General features: G+C 58.5%; 15 protein-coding genes. 3 read left to right on the plus strand and 12 right to left on the minus strand.

Going from position 1 to position 15,760, the window contains the following annotated elements; all coding sequences use genetic code 11:
- The first annotated feature begins 16 nt into the window (after positions 1-16).
- Together GSR16_RS14215 and dapB are read left to right on the plus strand one after the other, a co-directional pair.
- Entirely contained in the window at positions 17-424 is a 408-nt protein-coding gene (locus GSR16_RS14215; protein ID WP_159878475.1) for an outer membrane protein assembly factor BamE, read from the plus strand.
- Positions 421-1,227, plus strand: a complete 807-nt coding sequence (gene dapB, locus GSR16_RS14220; protein WP_159878477.1) for a 4-hydroxy-tetrahydrodipicolinate reductase — start codon at positions 421-423, stop codon at positions 1,225-1,227. The genes GSR16_RS14215 and dapB overlap by 4 nt, the downstream gene beginning before the upstream one ends.
- A gap of 51 nt (positions 1,228-1,278) precedes the next feature.
- Here the strand turns inward: dapB and GSR16_RS14225 are convergent, their stop codons facing one another.
- From GSR16_RS14225 to GSR16_RS14250, 6 genes are all read right to left on the minus strand, one after another.
- Positions 1,279-2,793: a SpoVR family protein gene (locus GSR16_RS14225; protein WP_159878479.1), complete on the minus strand. Its 1,515-nt coding sequence runs from the start codon at positions 2,791-2,793 to the stop codon at positions 1,279-1,281.
- Between the two features lie 32 nt (positions 2,794-2,825).
- Complete coding sequence (locus GSR16_RS14230) at positions 2,826-4,100, minus strand: YeaH/YhbH family protein (protein ID WP_159878481.1); 1,275 nt, start codon at positions 4,098-4,100, stop codon at positions 2,826-2,828.
- A gap of 140 nt (positions 4,101-4,240) precedes the next feature.
- Positions 4,241-6,169: a PrkA family serine protein kinase gene (locus GSR16_RS14235; protein ID WP_159878483.1), complete on the minus strand. Its 1,929-nt coding sequence runs from the start codon at positions 6,167-6,169 to the stop codon at positions 4,241-4,243.
- Positions 6,170-6,515: 346 nt separating this feature from the next.
- Complete coding sequence (locus GSR16_RS14240) at positions 6,516-6,833, minus strand: PilZ domain-containing protein (protein WP_159878485.1); 318 nt, start codon at positions 6,831-6,833, stop codon at positions 6,516-6,518.
- A complete protein-coding gene (locus GSR16_RS14245) occupies positions 6,820-7,377 on the minus strand; it encodes an NUDIX domain-containing protein (protein WP_159878487.1) in 558 nt (185 codons plus the stop codon). The genes GSR16_RS14240 and GSR16_RS14245 overlap by 14 nt, the downstream gene beginning before the upstream one ends.
- Positions 7,364-7,912 carry a DUF2062 domain-containing protein gene (locus GSR16_RS14250; RefSeq protein ID WP_159878489.1) on the minus strand — a complete coding sequence of 183 codons (549 nt, stop codon included), beginning with the start codon at positions 7,910-7,912 and terminating at the stop codon, positions 7,364-7,366. The genes GSR16_RS14245 and GSR16_RS14250 overlap by 14 nt, the downstream gene beginning before the upstream one ends.
- A 184-nt stretch (positions 7,913-8,096) precedes the next feature.
- Between GSR16_RS14250 and GSR16_RS14255 the strand changes: the two genes are divergently transcribed.
- Positions 8,097-9,881, plus strand: coding sequence for an acyl-CoA dehydrogenase C-terminal domain-containing protein (locus tag GSR16_RS14255; protein ID WP_159878491.1), 1,785 nt, complete (start codon positions 8,097-8,099; stop codon positions 9,879-9,881).
- A 239-nt stretch (positions 9,882-10,120) separates the two neighbouring features.
- On the opposite strand, the gene aldA is transcribed toward GSR16_RS14255, so the two are convergent.
- The 6 genes from aldA to GSR16_RS14285 all read right to left on the minus strand — a co-directional run bounded on the left by aldA (position 10,121) and on the right by GSR16_RS14285 (position 15,760).
- Positions 10,121-11,545: an aldehyde dehydrogenase gene (aldA, locus tag GSR16_RS14260; protein ID WP_420837524.1), complete on the minus strand. Its 1,425-nt coding sequence runs from the start codon at positions 11,543-11,545 to the stop codon at positions 10,121-10,123.
- An 81-nt stretch (positions 11,546-11,626) separates the two neighbouring features.
- Positions 11,627-12,394 (minus strand): HpcH/HpaI aldolase family protein, encoded by a 768-nt coding sequence (locus tag GSR16_RS14265; protein WP_240902496.1) that lies wholly within the window; start codon positions 12,392-12,394, stop codon positions 11,627-11,629.
- A gap of 51 nt (positions 12,395-12,445) precedes the next feature.
- Positions 12,446-13,213: an L-rhamnose 1-dehydrogenase Lra1 gene (locus GSR16_RS14270; RefSeq protein ID WP_159878497.1), complete on the minus strand. Its 768-nt coding sequence runs from the start codon at positions 13,211-13,213 to the stop codon at positions 12,446-12,448.
- 237 nt (positions 13,214-13,450) lie between these two features.
- A complete protein-coding gene (gene rhaT / locus GSR16_RS14275; protein WP_159878499.1) occupies positions 13,451-14,509 on the minus strand; it encodes an L-rhamnose/proton symporter RhaT in 1,059 nt (352 codons plus the stop codon).
- A gap of 4 nt (positions 14,510-14,513) precedes the next feature.
- Positions 14,514-15,413: an amidohydrolase family protein gene (locus GSR16_RS14280; protein ID WP_159878501.1), complete on the minus strand. Its 900-nt coding sequence runs from the start codon at positions 15,411-15,413 to the stop codon at positions 14,514-14,516.
- A complete protein-coding gene (locus tag GSR16_RS14285; RefSeq protein WP_159878503.1) occupies positions 15,401-15,760 on the minus strand; it encodes an L-rhamnose mutarotase in 360 nt (119 codons plus the stop codon). The genes GSR16_RS14280 and GSR16_RS14285 overlap by 13 nt, the downstream gene beginning before the upstream one ends.

The following is a 15,760-nucleotide window of genomic DNA, read 5'->3' on the forward strand; positions in this document are numbered from 1 at the left end:
AGCTCATCGGAGTCTCATGCGCGCCCTGATCATCGCTGCCGTCATTGCCCTCTCCGGCTGCACCTCCATGAATCCCGTCCACTGGATTTCTCCCTATAAAATGGAAATCCAGCAGGGCAACTATGTCACGGCAGATGCTGTGGCCAAACTCAAACCCGGCATGACCCGCTCGCAGGTCCGCTTCCTGCTGGGCACGCCGCTGCTGACAGATGCCTTCCACAGCAACCGCTGGGACTATCCTTATCAGGATACCAAGCAGGGCAAGCTGGTGGACAAGACGCTGCTGACCGTGTTCTTTGAAGGCGACACCATGGTACGGGTAGAAGGCACGGCACAACCGGCCGAGCGCGCCGTCCTGCCGGTTGATGCCTCGGCTCCGGCCCAGCAGGCACAGCCTGCCTCGCAGGAAGGTCAGAAACAATGAGCGAATTGAAAGTCATCATTGTTGGTGCTGCCGGTCGCATGGGCCGCACGCTGATTGAATCCGTACTGGCTATTCCGGGCGTGCGCCTCCACGCCGCAGTGGATCGTGCCGGCTCGGACTTCATTGGCCAGGATGCAGGCCTGTTCATCGGCCAGCAGACCGGCGTCAAGATTTCCAGCGACTTCGCGGCTGCCCTGCCCGGAGCAGATGTAGTCATCGACTTTACCCGTCCGGAAGCAACACTGGCCTATCTGGAAGAGTGCCAACAGCATGCGGTGCAGATGATCATCGGCACTACCGGTTTCGATGATGCCGGCAAGGCGACCATCAAGGCCGCTGCCGAAAAAATCGGCATCGTGTTTGCCTCCAACTTCAGTGTCGGGGTCAACCTCACCTTCAAGCTGCTGGACATGGCAGCCCGCGTACTGAACGAAGGCTACGACATCGAAATCACCGAGGCCCACCACCGCTTCAAGGTGGACGCTCCCTCCGGTACCGCCCTGCGCATGGGTGAAGTGATTGCCGACGCACTGGGCCGTGATCTGAAGCAATGTGCCGTTTATGGCCGTGAAGGCGTAACCGGCGAACGTGACCCCAACACCATCGGCTTTGCCACCGTGCGTGCAGGCGATGTAGTGGGCGATCATACCGTGCTGTTTGCCGCCCTGGGCGAGCGTGTGGAAATCACGCACAAGGCCTCCAGCCGCGCCACTTTTGCCAACGGTGCCGTACGTGCTGCCAAATGGCTGGCTGAAAAGCCTGCCGGCCTGTTTGACATGCAGGATGTTCTGGGTCTGCGCTAAGGCCTGTCGGGGCCTGTCTTGCAGGCAGGCCCTTTTCCTCCCGATCACATACTACAGCCGTTGTAGTTCCAGGCTGGATTTCACTTCAAAACGCTGGGTGATGCTGCCATCGTTGTCCGCGCTCTCCAGCCGCACATCAAAGCCCCACAATCGTCCCACATGCTTGAGCACCTCCTGTGCACTGCCCTCGTCCAGCGGGCGACGGTTATGCATGGTGTGACGCAGGGTCAGGCTGCGATCGCCACGCACATTTACCGACCACACCTGGATATTCGGCTCACGCGAACCAAGGTTGTACTGCTCGGCCAGCTTGCTGCGGATATCGCGATAGCCGTTTTCATCATGAATGGCCGACACCTCCAGCTTGTCCTCGTGATCATCATCGCGAATGGAGAACATGCGGAATTCGCGGATGAGCTTGGGTGACAAGTACTGCGAGATAAAGCTTTCGTCCTTGAAGTTCTTCATGGCGAACTCCAGCGATGCGCGCCAGTCGCTGCCGGCCAGATCGGGGAACCAGGCTTTATCTTCCTCGGTGGGGTTCTCGCAGATGCGCTTGATGTCCTGGTACATGGAAAAGCCCAGCGCATACGGGTTGATGCCGTTATACCAGCGCGCCGTCACCGGCGGCTGGTACACCACATTGGTGTGGCTCTGTAAAAACTCCATCATGAAGCCATCGGTCACCAGCCCCTTGTCGTACAAGCGGTTGAGGATGGTGTAGTGCCAGAACGTGGCCCAGCCTTCGTTCATTACCTGGGTCTGGCGCTGCGGGTAAAAATACTGCGCCACCTTGCGCACGATACGTACCAGCTCGCGCTGCCACGGCTCCAACAAGGGGGCAGATTTTTCGATGAAGTACAGCAGGTTTTCCTGTGGCTCGGCTGGAAAACGCGGTGGCTCACGGTTGGCATCATCCTTGTCACGGCGCGGAATGGTGCGCCACAGGTCATTCACCTGCATCTGCAAATACTGCTCGCGCTCTTCCTGCCGAGCCTGCTCCTCGGCCAGTGACAGCTTCTGTGGCCGTTTGTAACGGTCAACGCCGTAGTTCATCAGCGCATGGCATGAATCCAGCAACTCCTCTACGGTATCGATGCCATAACGCTCTTCGCATTTGCTGATATAGGACTTGGCAAACACCAGATAGTCGATAATGGCCGAGGCATCGGTCCAGGCACGGAACAGGTAATTGCCCTTGAAGAAGCTGTTGTGGCCATACGCCGCATGAGCAATCACCAGTGCTTGCATGGTCATGGAATTTTCTTCCATCAAATAGGCAATGCACGGGCTGGAGTTGATGACGATCTCGTAAGCCAGGCCCATCTGGCCGCGCTTGTAGCTTTTTTCGGTGGAGACGAAATGCTTGCCGAAGCTCCAGTGGTGATAATTCACCGGCATGCCTACCGAGGAGTAGGCATCCATCATCTGCTCGGCAGTAATCACTTCCAGCTGGTTGGGATACACGTCCAGCTTGAATTCATCCACCGCAATCTTGCGGATTTCGCGGTCGTATTCGTCGATCAGGTCGAAGGTCCATTCGGACCCGGTGGAAATGGGTGTCATGCTGTTTTCCCCTTGGCTGGCCACCCCGGCGCTCAGGCGCGCGTGGCTGGCTGGCGTTTGAACAGCTCCCGGAATACCGGATAAATATCGGAGGCCGAGCGGATTTTCTGCATGGCAAAGTGGCGCTGGCGCTCCTTGACCTTGAGGTACTCGTACCAGAGATTCTGTGGCTCGCCTTCGGTAATTTCGATGTAGGCGAAGTACTGGCAATAAGGCAGCAGCTGCTCTTCCATGATGCGGCCGCAGTTGGCCGAATCGCTGTCCCAGTTGTCGCCGTCGGAAGCCTGGGCGGCATAGATGTTCCACTCGCTGCTGTTGTAGCGCTTCTTCACGATATCAGCCATCAGGTTGAGCGCCGAGGACACCACGGTGCCGCCGCTTTCGCGCGAGTGGAAGAAGTCTTCTTCATTCACTTCCACCGCACTGGTGTGGTGACGGATGAACACTACCTCGATCTTGTCGTAGTTTCGCTGCAAAAACAGATAGAGCAGGATGAAAAAGCGCTTGGCCATATCCTTCTTCTGCTCGTCCATCGAGCCGGATACATCCATGATGCAGAACATCACCGCCTGGCTGGTGGGCTTGGGCTGCTGGATACGGTTGTTGTAGCGCAGATCGAAGGGGTCGATGAAGGGAATGCTGCCCAGCTTCTCGCGCAGCAGATGGATGCGCTTGCGTTGCTCGCGCACTTCCTGCGTGCTTTCATCGTCGGATTCCAGCAGTTCGTCCAGACCTTCTTCGGCCTCTCCCAGCCGGGCCAGCGTAGGTGCCGCCATGGCCACGCGCCGGGCCAGCGCGCCGCGTAGCGAGCGCACGATGCTGATATTGGCCGGCGTGCCGTCATTGGTGTAGCCAGCCCGCACCTGCTTGAGCTCTTCCACACCCATCAGCTGGGTCTTGATCAGATTGGGCAGGGCCAGGTCGTCGAAGAAGACGTTGAGGAACTCCTCGCGTGACAGCTCGAAGACAAAGTCATCCTCACCTTCACCATCCTGGCTGGCCTTGCCACCACCTCCACCACCTCCCCCGCCTTGCGGGCGCGGGATGCGGTCGCCACGAATGAACTCCTCATTCCCCGGATGAACCTGTTCGCGTATCCCCCCCTGGCCGTGATGGAATACCGGCTCGGAAATATCCTTGACCGGAATGGAGACTTTCTCGCCACTCTCGATGTCGGTGATACTGCGCCCCTTCACCGCACGAGAGACGGCTTCCTTGATCTGCGCCTTGAAGCGGCGCAAGAAGCGTTCGCGGTTGACCGCGGACTTGTTCTTGCCGTTCAGGCGTCTGTCTATGATGTGGGACATGGCAACCTCGCTGTTGTCTCCTGCGGCCCGGTTTGCACAAGCACGGCAAGTCTGGCCTGGCCGGTCTGTCTAATGTCAGACAGACCGGGCAGAAATCGGTGCCGGTCAGCCCGGAATATTCCCGGGCTGCCGTTGCATGGTCAGGAGGACTTGCGTACCCGCAGATACCATTCGCACAGCAGGCGTACCTGCTTGGCGGTGTAGCCCTTTTCCACCATGCGGTTGACGAAGTCTTCATGCTTCTTGGCGTCTTCGACGCTGGCCTTGGCATTGAAGGAAATCACCGGCAACAGCTCTTCGGTATTGGAGAACATCTTCTTCTCGATCACCGTGCGCAGCTTTTCGTAGCTGGTCCAGGTCGGGTTCTTGCCGCCATTGTTGGCCCGGGCCCGCAGCACGAAGTTGACGATTTCGTTGCGGAAGTCCTTGGGATTGGAAATTCCGGCCGGTTTTTCGATTTTCTCCAGTTCGCCATTGAGCGAGGTACGGTCGAAGATTTCGCCGGTATCCTGATCGCGGTATTCCTGGTCCTGAATCCAGTAGTCGGCGAAGGTGACATAGCGGTCAAAAATGTTCTGGCCGTATTCCGAGTAGCTTTCCAGATAAGCGGTCTGGATTTCCTTGCCGATGAACTCGACATACTTCGGTGCCAGATACTCCTTGAGGAAGGTCAGGTATTTCTGTTCCTGCTCGGCCGGGAACTGTTCGCGCTCCACCTGCTGTTCCAGCACATACAACAGATGCACCGGGTTGGCAGCCACTTCCTGATTATCAAAGTTGAACACCTTGGACAGAATCTTGTAGGCAAAGCGGGTGGAAAGACCGTTCATGCCCTCGTCCACCCCGGCGTAGTCGCGGTATTCCTGCAGCGACTTGGCCTTGGGGTCGGTATCTTTAAGGTTGTCGCCGTCGTACACCTGCATCTTGCTGAACAGGCTGGAGTTTTCCGTCTCTTTCAGCCGCGACAGAATGGCAAACTGCGCCATCATCTTCAGCGTTCCGGGGGCGCACGGCGCATGGCCCAGAGACGAGTTGCGGATCAGCTTGTCGTAGATCTTGATCTCTTCGGTCACGCGCAGGCAGTACGGTACCTTGACGATATAGATACGGTCGAGGAAGGCCTCGTTGTTCTTGTTGTTGCGGAACTGTTTCCACTCCGATTCATTGGAGTGCGCCAGTACGATGCCATCGAAAGGAATCGCACCAAAGCCTTCGGTACCCTTGAAGTTGCTTTCCTGAGTGGCAGTCAGCAGCGGGTGCAGCACCTTGATTGGGGCCTTGAACATTTCCACGAATTCCAGCAGACCCTGATTGGCCAAGCAGAGGCCACCGGAGTAGCTGTAGGCATCCGGGTCGTCCTGGGCGTATTTTTCCAGCTTGCGGATATCCACCTTGCCCACCAGCGAACTGATGTCCTGGTTGTTTTCATCGCCCGGTTCGGTCTTGGCGACGGCGATCTGCCGTAGCACCGACGGGTAGCGCTTCACTACTTTGAACTGACCGATGTCGCCATTGAATTCATGCAGGCGTTTCACCGCCCACGGGCTGGGGATGGTTTTCAGATAGCGGCGCGGAATGCCGAATTCTTCTTCCAGAATGGCACCGTCCTCTTCCACATTGAACAGGCCCAGCGGCGACTCGTTAAGCGGGCTGCCCTTGAGGCAATAGAACGGTACTTGCTCCATCAGCTCTTTCAGCTTTTCGGCAATGGAAGACTTGCCGCCACCCACCGGTCCCAGCAAGTAGAGAATCTGCTTCTTCTCTTCCAGTCCCTGGGCGGCATGGCGGAAATAGGCCACCACTTGTTCGATCACCTCTTCGGTGCCATAGAACTCGCGGAAGGCCGGGTAAACCTTGATGACCTTGTTGGAAAAAATACGCGACAGGCGCTGGTCGTGACGGGTATCCACCAGCTCAGGCTCGCCGATGGCCATCAGCATGCGCTCGGAGGCTGTGGCATAGGCAGAATGCTCACGCTTGCAGATCTCCAGATACTCCTGGATGGTGTATTCCTCTTCACGCGTCTTGTCGTAACGTGAGGCGTAGTGGCTCAAGATATCCGGGTGCATGGCTCTCTCCTGGCTGGTTGCAGGGGTGCGCACGGCGTGCATGGTGCACCCGCTATCCCCTTGCAGAATTTGCGTACTGACTGGCTTTCAGATTCTCTTTTTCTGGGTATAGCACATGCGGGGAAGAGCAAGAACAAAAGCAACGAAACAATTGAAAATGCCAAAAAAATTAACTAAGTAACTGAATTTAGTGAGGAATTTTCTTAATATGACCAAAGAAAATTTACTGATATCTATTTTCCATATTGCATTTTTAAAAATTTATCTTTTCAAATCAATAACATAAAAAAACCCCCGACTAAAAGTACTGGGGGTGTTTTTATGTATCAATTTGCAAGCAGCTGTTTCAGCTTTTGCGCTTGATGATACGGGTACCAATTTCATAGACCTGACCACGTTTGACCTCGTTGCAGCGCCGCACTTCCACCTCGGCCTCCAGCGGCTTCCCTGGCAAGCCGCCGACGGCAGGTGCCAGCACGATGACAGACAGGCGTTCGCCATGCTGTGGCACAAACGAGCTGCGAAAGGCCATGCCGTCTACCGACAGGTCAACGCACTCGCCATAGTGGGTTTCACCGGTGTGCAGCGACTTGATGCGTGCCTTGCAGCCCATCTGCAGACGGCGCGCACCGCGTCGTTCGTGATAAGGATCAAACGGTGGCACCGGGTAGTCTCCCGTCAAGATGCGCAGCCAGCCAGTGCAGGCCAACGATGGACTTGCTATCGCAGATATCCCCGCTCAGCGCCATCTGCATTACCTGCTCCAGCGGCAGGGTCAGCACCTCCAGGAATTCTCCCTCATCCAGCTGGCGCTCACCTGCCACCAAATCCTCGGCCAGGTAATAGCTGATCTGCTCGTTCGAATAGCCAATACAGGGATAGGCCGTGCCCAGGTGGCGCCAGCTGGCAGCCTGATAGCCAGTTTCTTCCAGCAGCTCGCGCCGGGCGGTCAGCGCCGGGGCTTCATCCGGGTCGATCTTGCCTGCCGGAATTTCCAGGAATACGCGACCGGCGGGATAGCGGTACTGGCGCTCCATCACCAGCTTGCGGTCTGCAGTCAGGGCCAGGATGGCAACTGCACCAGGATGCAGAATGTACTCGCGGCTGGCCTCTGCACCATCCGGCAGCAATACCTTGTCCTTGTGCACCTGGAGAAACCCACCCTCGTACACCAGTGCCGACTGCAATTGCTTTTCAACAAGATCCACGTGCTGCCTTTCTGTTTTTCCAGTGACGGACCACGGCACAACGCCAGCCCAGCATGACTGCCAGATACCCCAGTGTGGACAAGGTCAGGCCAAACACCAGCAAGCCCAGCAACAGCGGCCATCCCAATGCCAGCAGCCAGTCCAGCACTTGTTGGCCCCACTGCCACAAGTCTTGCTCCGCCCATGCCGGAGGCTGGCTCATTGTACCTGCAGCAGGGTCACCCAGTAACAGCAGTCCACAGGAATACGCCAGAAAATAAATTGGCAGGATGGTTAGCGGATTACTGTACAGCGTCGCCAACAAGGCAGCCGGCAGATTCACCTTCAAGCACAAGGCCAGCATCAGCGTGGACAGCCGCTTGGGCGGACCAGGCAGTAAACCGGCAAACAGGCCTAACGCCACTCCCCGCGCCACCTTGCGGCGATTCAGGGTCCAGTAGGCCGGCTGATCCAGCCAGCGGCCCAACCATCCCAGTCCGGGGCGATACAGCAACTGATGGCGATAATTACTGGCACGACGCAAGAAAGTTTGCATGGCAGGAGTTGGTTCCCGTTGTCGTAAAGCCACACCGGCAGGAGCCAGCTGACAAAAGAGTTGTCAAACGGCGCAGAATAATTTAAACAAGCGTTTGAATTAAGCGAATCAATAAAAACGCTCCGCCACCCATGGCTATTCGACCCGGAAAACCCGGGCAGCGCAACCAACAAGGAGAGACCTCATGCCCGCATATAAAGCCCCGCTGCGTGACTTTGACTTTGTGCTCAACGAACTGATCAAAGTACAGGACATCATCCCCGGGCTGCCCGGCTATGAAGAAGCCACCCAGGACATTTTTACTTCCTATCTGGAAGCTGCAGCCCAATTCTGTGAAAGCGAGCTGGCACCACTGAACCGCCAGGCCGATGAAGAAGGCTGCCAGTTCGACCCCACCACCAAGGCTGTCACCACACCGCCAGGCTTCAAGGAAGCCTACAAGCAGTATTGCGAACTAGGCTTCCCGGCACTGGACTGCGACCCGGCCTACGGCGGCCAGGGCATGCCCAAGTCGCTGGCTTTCCCGGTGATGGAAATGCAGTGCTCTTCCAACGTAGCCTGGTCGATGTACCCCGGCCTGTCACACGGTGCATACTCTGCCATCCACGCCCACGGCACCGACGAGCAAAAAGCTACCTACCTGCCCAAACTGGTAGATGGCAGCTGGACCGGCACCATGTGTCTGACCGAACCGCACTGCGGCACCGACCTTGGTCTGCTGAAAACCCGCGCCGAACCGAATGGCGATGGCAGCTACCGCATTACCGGTACCAAGATTTTCATTTCGGCGGGCGAGCACGACATGTCCGACAACATCATCCATCTGGTGCTGGCACGTCTGCCGGATGCGCCGAAGGATGTGAAGGGCATCTCGCTGTTCATCGTGCCCAAATTCCTGGCTGATGGCAGCCGCAACACCGTGGCCTGCGGCAGCCTGGAACACAAGATGGGCATCAAGGCCAATGCCACGGCGGTGATCAATCTGGATGAGGCACAGGGCTGGCTGATTGGCGAGGCCAACAAGGGCCTGGCCTGCATGTTCACCATGATGAACGCCGCCCGCCTGGGTTGCGGCATGCAGGGCCTGGGCATTGGCGAAGCCTCCTTCCAGGGCGCACTGGCTTATGCACGCGAACGCCTGCAAATGCGCGCACTCACCGGCAACAAATACCCGGACAAACCGGCCGACCCCATCATCGTGCATCCGGACGTGCGCCGCATGCTGTTGACCCAGAAAGCCTATACCGAGGCTGGCCGTGCGTTGACCGCCCTGCTGGCGCTGCAACTGGATATCGAAGATAAGCATCCGGATGCCGCACAGCGGCAGGATGCGGCGGACCTGGTGGCCCTGCTCACCCCGGTGGCCAAGGCCTTCATGACCGATAACGGTTTTGAGGCGGCCAATATGGGCATGCAGGTATTTGGTGGCCACGGCTTCATCCGCGAATGGGGCATGGAGCAACTGGTGCGCGACTGCCGCATCTCGCAAATCTACGAAGGCACCAACGGCATCCAGGCCATCGACCTGCTGGGCCGCAAGGTATTGCTGGATCAGGGCCAGAAACTGCGCAAGTTCACCAAGCAGATTCACCAGTTCTGCCAGGCCAATGAAGGCAATGACAAGCTGGCGGAATATATTGCCCCGCTGTCCAGGCTGATGAAAGACGTGGGCGAAGTCACCATGGGCATTGGCATGGCCAGCCTGCAGAACAAGGACGAAGCCGGTGCAGCCGCCACCGACTACCTGCGCCTGATCGGCCACCTGACTTATGCCTGGCTGTGGGCGCGCATGGCTGAGGTGGCGCATGCCAGCCTGGGCAAGGGCGATGATGCCTTCTACCAGGCCAAGATTGCCACCGGTCGCTTCTACATGGCCAAACTCTTCCCCGAAGTGCATACCCTGCTGGCGCGCATCAAGGGCGGTGCTGCACCACTGATGGCACTGGACGAAGAACACTTTATTTTCTGATTGCTGGCTCTACCCTGTTGAGCGGCCCTGCGGGGCCGTTTTTTTATGGCTTACCGCTACCGGATATCCTGCTGGCAGACAAAAAAAAGCCCGGAAAACCCGGGCTTATGAATAAAGGAATGAAAAAAGAGAGCTCGTACTCTCGGTTTCATTCTAATCAAAACCGTCACGCACTGTCATGCTTTTTGCATGACAGCACGGGCAAGCAAGTACTCATGCCCAGCAGGAACCAATGCAACTCAAGCCTGCAAATACACCACATGACTATGCGTGTATTCGTACAGGCCATGCTTGCCGTCAGCCCCACCGATGCCGGATTTGCGCACTCCGGCATGGAAACCTTGCATCGCTTCGAAGTTTTCCCGGTTGATATAGGTTTCGCCGAAGTCCAGCTCTCGCATTGCCTGCATCGCCTTGGCCAGATCGCGGGTATAGAGGGATGAAGTGAGGCCGTAGGCAGAATCATTGGCCAGGGCAATCGCCTCCTCCAGACTGTCCACCACCTGTATGGGCAATACCGGGCCGAATATCTCTTGCAGCATGACATCCATCTGCCCATGGCAGCCGGCCAGCACCGTGGGCTGGAAATGGAATCCAGACCCCAGATCCGCCACCTGACCGCCGGTGATCAACTGCGCCCCTGCCTGCACCGCCTGCGCCACTTTTGCCTGCACCCTTTCCAGTGCCTGGTGGTTGATCAGCGGCCCCATGTCGATATCCGCCACCTCCAGCGGATCGCCATAGCGGGTTGCCGCCATGGCGCTGGCCACCTTGTCGATGAAGGCATCTGCTACCTTGCGCTCGACATAAACCCGTTCGGCACAGTTGCAAACCTGACCGGTATTGATGATGCGCGAAGCGTGAATGGCCCTGGCAGCCAGATCGAGGTCGGCATCGGCCAGTACGATGGCTGGTGCCTTGCCACCCAGCTCCAGATTCAGTTTGGTGATATGCGGGGCTGCCGCTGCCGCAATGCGCGCACCGGTCGCCACACTGCCGGTAAAGCTGATCATGTCGACATCCGCGCTGCCAGCCATGTCAGCCCCGGTCTGTCCCCGGCCATACAGCACATTGAACACCCCGGCCGGCAAGCCTGACTGCGCCACCAACTGGCTGAACAGATGGCAGTTGATCGGCGTTTCCTCGCTGGGCTTGATCACGATGGTATTGCCGGTCAGCAGGGCAGGAGCCATCTTGCGGGCAATCAGAAAGAAAGGAAAATTCCAGGGCAGGATGCCGGCCACCACGCCCAGCGGTTTGCGCAGCAGGAATATCTGCTCGCCGGCCCGGTCGCTGCTGATGACTTCTCCTTCAATGCGCCTGGCCCATTCGGCCATATAGTCCAGATAGTCGGCAGTAAAGCGCACTTCAACCCTGGCCAGCGCCAGGGTTTTGCCTTGTTCTGCGCTAATGGTATGGGCCAGCACATCCACTTGCTGACGAACAAGGGCGGCAATACTGCGCAGAAAGCCGCCACGTTCGATGGCCGGACGCGCAGCCCAGTCATGCTGGGCGGCACGGGCTGCGCTGATGGCCTGTGCCACCTGCTGCGCGGAAGCCTGCGGAGAATGGGCCAGCATCTGGCCATTGGCCGGATTACTCACCCCATGGTGATCGGCACCTTCGATAAAACGGCCATTGATGTAATGACGCAATTGCTGAATTTCAGACATCGGAATGCTCCTGAAAAATCATGTTGCCATGCTGGGCGCACATCACCCGAGAGGGCCCTTGCCGGGGGAGATCTAATAAGCTTGCCTGCCGCTGGCAGGTAAAGGGGAGGCACGGAAACGTGCCAGGCTGGCCAGTGCCGCCTGACGCAGCAGCGGGATATCGATGCTGATGGCAATAAAGCTGCAACCCCACTCGGCATAGCGGCGGGCATCCTGTTCATTGGGTGCCAGAATGCCGCAGGCCTTGCCCTGTGCCAGACAGCAGTCAATGGTGTGGCGGATGCTGTGCTGGACCTCGGCATGGCTGGCATTACCCGCGTGGCCCATGCTGGTGGACAAGTCGGCCGGGCCGATAAAGATGGCATCCACGCCTTCCACTGCTGCTATCTGCGCCGCGTTTTCCACCCCGAGTGAAGATTCGATCTGCACCACCAGACAAAGCGCCTGATCGGCCTGCGGTATGTAATCCACCACCGCATCCCAACGGGTGGCACGAATCAGCCCGCCGCCGACACCACGTATCCCCGCTGGCGGATAACGCATGGCCCGCACCAGGGCTGCGGCCTGCGCTGCGCTCTCCACCATCGGCACCATCAGGCTTTGTGCGCCGATATCCAGCACCTGCTTGATCAATGCCGGGTCGCCATGCGGAATGCGCACCACCGGATTGACGGGATAAGCCGCCAGCGCCTGTAGCTGTCCCAACAGCGTGGGCACGGTATTGGGCGCATGCTCGCCATCGAGCAAAATCCAGTCATGGCCGGTGGTCGCCAGGATTTCCGCACTATAGGCGGAAGCCATGCCGGCCCAGATGCCGTACAAGGGGGAAGATGAAGGCATCTGCCTTAAGGCAGATTTGAATTGATTGCTTGGCAGTTGCATGGGCAACTCCTATTGCAGATTGACATACATGCCGCCATCCACCAGCAGGCTGGCACCGGTGACATAACGCGCCAGGTCTGAAGCCAGGAATACCGCCGGGCCGACCAGATCCTCCGGCTGCCCCAGCCGCCCCAGCGGGATGCGGTTTTGCATGTAGCTGCGCTTGTGCGGATCTGCCAGATCCTCCCGGTTGATGTCGGTTTCTATGGTGCCCGGCAGCAAGGCATTGCAGCGGATGCCAAGCGGCCCCAAGGCAATGGCGCAGGACTGCATCAGCGACAGCAAACCGGCCTTGGTGGGGGTGTAGTGGGTTTGCATGCCACCGCCCACCAGGGCACTGATGGAGCTGACGGCAATGATGGCGCCGCCTTCGCCCTGCTGCTGCATCTGGCGTGCGGCTGCCTGTACCGCAAAATAAGCACCGTTGAGATTGGTATTCACCGTGCGGTAATACGTCTCGTGCGGCATGTCCAGAAAGGCGTGGAAAGGACAGATGCCGGCATTGCTGATGAAGACATCCACTCCGCCCAAGTGCTCCACGGCCATGGCAATCAGCGCGGCACCGGTGTCGGGGTCGCCGATATCACCCGCCTGATCGGCCACCTTGCGCCCCAGGACCTCAATCTGGTGACGCAGGGTCAGGATGTCATCCGCACTGCTGCGGCCACTGTGGCCCAGCATCACATCCGCCCCATGGCGGGCACAGCCCAGTGCAATGGCCCGCCCTATGCCACGGGACGCCCCGGTAATCACCACTCGCTTACCTGCTAACAACATCGCTTTACCTCCTCAGAAATACTGGCGATACCAGCCCGATGTGCTACAGCCATCCCTTGATCCCGCACTCGCCACCACCACAGGCCAGGACCAAGGACAAATCCCGTCTTTGCCAGCCGTGCTTAGAGCTGCTAACAAAACCTCGTAGAGAACCCGGGCCAAGGCGCGCCGCCGCAGACAGTACATGGCGTACGGCAAGGCGGCGCAACGCTGGAGCGGGGGTTTTGTTAGCGAGTCTTAGTGGACTGCACTACCAAAACCCACCATGCCGATGGCGGCAATGATGACCACAATGCCCAGCAACAGGATGCGGCGTGTTTGCGGCGCAGTGCCGCGCCATTCGCCCAGGCAGACACCCCAGACATTGGAAATCAGGATGATGAAAGACATGTGCAACACCCAGGAGCTGGTGGGGTTATGCAAACGGCTTTCACCCATGCCATAGAAAAAGAACTGCAGATACCACAGCAAGCCACCCAGCGCGCACAGCAAGTAATTGCGCAGCAAGGGGGTGTTGCGATTGACGAACTCGCCCAGACTGCGACGGCGTAAGGACAGGTGCAGACACCACAGCGCATTGGTGGTGAGGCCGCCAAGCATGATGACGGCAAAGGTCAGATTGTTCATGAACAGGGAATTGGCACCGTGCGCCACCGCGGCCAGCGCCAGTGGTTTGCCCGCATTGATGCCGTAGCTGAAGCAGGCACTCAGGCAACCGGACACCAGCGCAACCGCGATGCCCTTTTTCATATTGAATTCCTGGACCGCACTTTGCTTGGTCGCCAGATCGACTTCGCGCTCCTTGCGCATGCCGGCCACCCCGCACAACACGATGCCGATCAGCGAGCCCAGCACGCCCAGCAGCACCATCTGCCCACCGCTGCTGAGCAGCATCTGGCTCAGGCGCAAACCATCCTCGCGGCCAAACAGGTCATTGAACAGCGGCGGCATCAGGGCACCCAGGGCAGATGTCAGGCCCATGATGATGGACATGCCCAGCGACAGGCCGATATAGCGCATGGCCAGGCCAAAGGTGAGGCCACCGATGCCCCATAACACGCCGAAGAAGTAAGTCCAGCCCAGTGTGCCGCCGTCTGCCGCCTCAATGATGGAAGCAAAAGCCGGAATGGTCAGGGCAATGGCTAGCCACGGGGCAATCAGCCAGGAAAACAAGCCGCCCAGCAGCCAGAAGTTTTCCCAGGACCACAGCCGCACGCTGCGATACGGCAGATAAAAACTGGCGGATGAAAACGAGCCGATGAAATGAAACAACAGGCCCAGCAGAATGATGGCCATCTGGCTAGTCTCCCAATTGGTAAAAACGCCAGGCGTTGTCGGCAAACATGGCACGACGCTCATGTGCCGCTGCCTGCGCCAGCAAATTGTCATAGGCCTGCCACAGCCTGCGGTAGGAGGTGTACAGGCTGCACACCGGGAAATTGGAAGCAAACATGCAGCGTGCGCTGCCGAAGGCGTCGATGGCCTCGTACACCAGCGGCCGCAGACTGTCCTCGGTCCAGTGGTGGTCGAGCATGCCGAAACCGCTCAGCTTTACCTGCACATTCGGGCAGGCTGCCAGGGCCCGCATGCCATCCCGCCACGCGTGCCAGCCGGCAGGGGCATGGCGATCCACATACATGCCGGCATGATTCAGCGCAAAGCGCACCGCCGGATAACGCCTGGCCAGCGCAGCGGCTTCCTGCATTTGTGAGGGGTAGATTTGCAATTCGAAGATCAGGCCATGGCGCTCCAGCAAGGCCATCCCGCACTGCCATTGCGCCTCGCGCATGTAGTGGCGGCCCACATAGTCGAACTGTGGGTTGGCATGCACGTTGAGAATCTGCCGCACACCACGTACGCGGGTGGAAGCTGCCAGTTGCCGGGCAAGCTGATCCGCCGCCTGCGGGTTGGCCAGATCGAGAAAAGGCAGCAAAGCAACTGGCAAGGTATCGCCAGACAAGTCGAGCATGTGTTCCAGTTGGCGGGTTTCCTCCAGCGCATCCGTCGCATTGGCTTCGATATGCACCACGCCTGCCAGCTCGATATCGGCCTGCTCGGCCAATTGCCGCAAGTCCGACCACCGGAAGTCACGCGCCAGCGCGGCGTAATCACCCAGCAGATTGGGCTTGCGCCGGGTCAGCCAGGGATACTGATTTCCTTCCAGCCACCAGAAATGGCAATGGGCGTCTACGATGCGCATGGCGGCCCCTCCCCCGTGCTCAGCACAAACATGCTGTGCAAGGGATGCTGTAGCGGCGCGAGGTCCGGCATGGTGGCCATGATGTCGGCCATATAGGCCCACCATTGCTGCATCACCGGCAGGCTGGGCAGTTCAGCCAGCCTGTCGGGCTGGCTGCAGTACAGCACGGCAAACAAGGCGTCATCCTTGTCATCATGAAAAATGCGGTACTCGACAATGCCGGCATCCAGCAGCGCGCTGCGCAGCTCCGGCCAGATGGCGGCATGACGCCGTTGATATTCCTCTGCTTGCCCCGGAAACAACTGCATGCGGAAAGCCAGGGTGCAAAGTGCTTGTCCATGCGTCAT

The sequence above is a fragment of the Aquitalea denitrificans genome (genome assembly GCF_009856625.1).
In the GTDB taxonomy this organism is placed as follows: domain Bacteria; phylum Pseudomonadota; class Gammaproteobacteria; order Burkholderiales; family Chromobacteriaceae; genus Aquitalea; species Aquitalea denitrificans.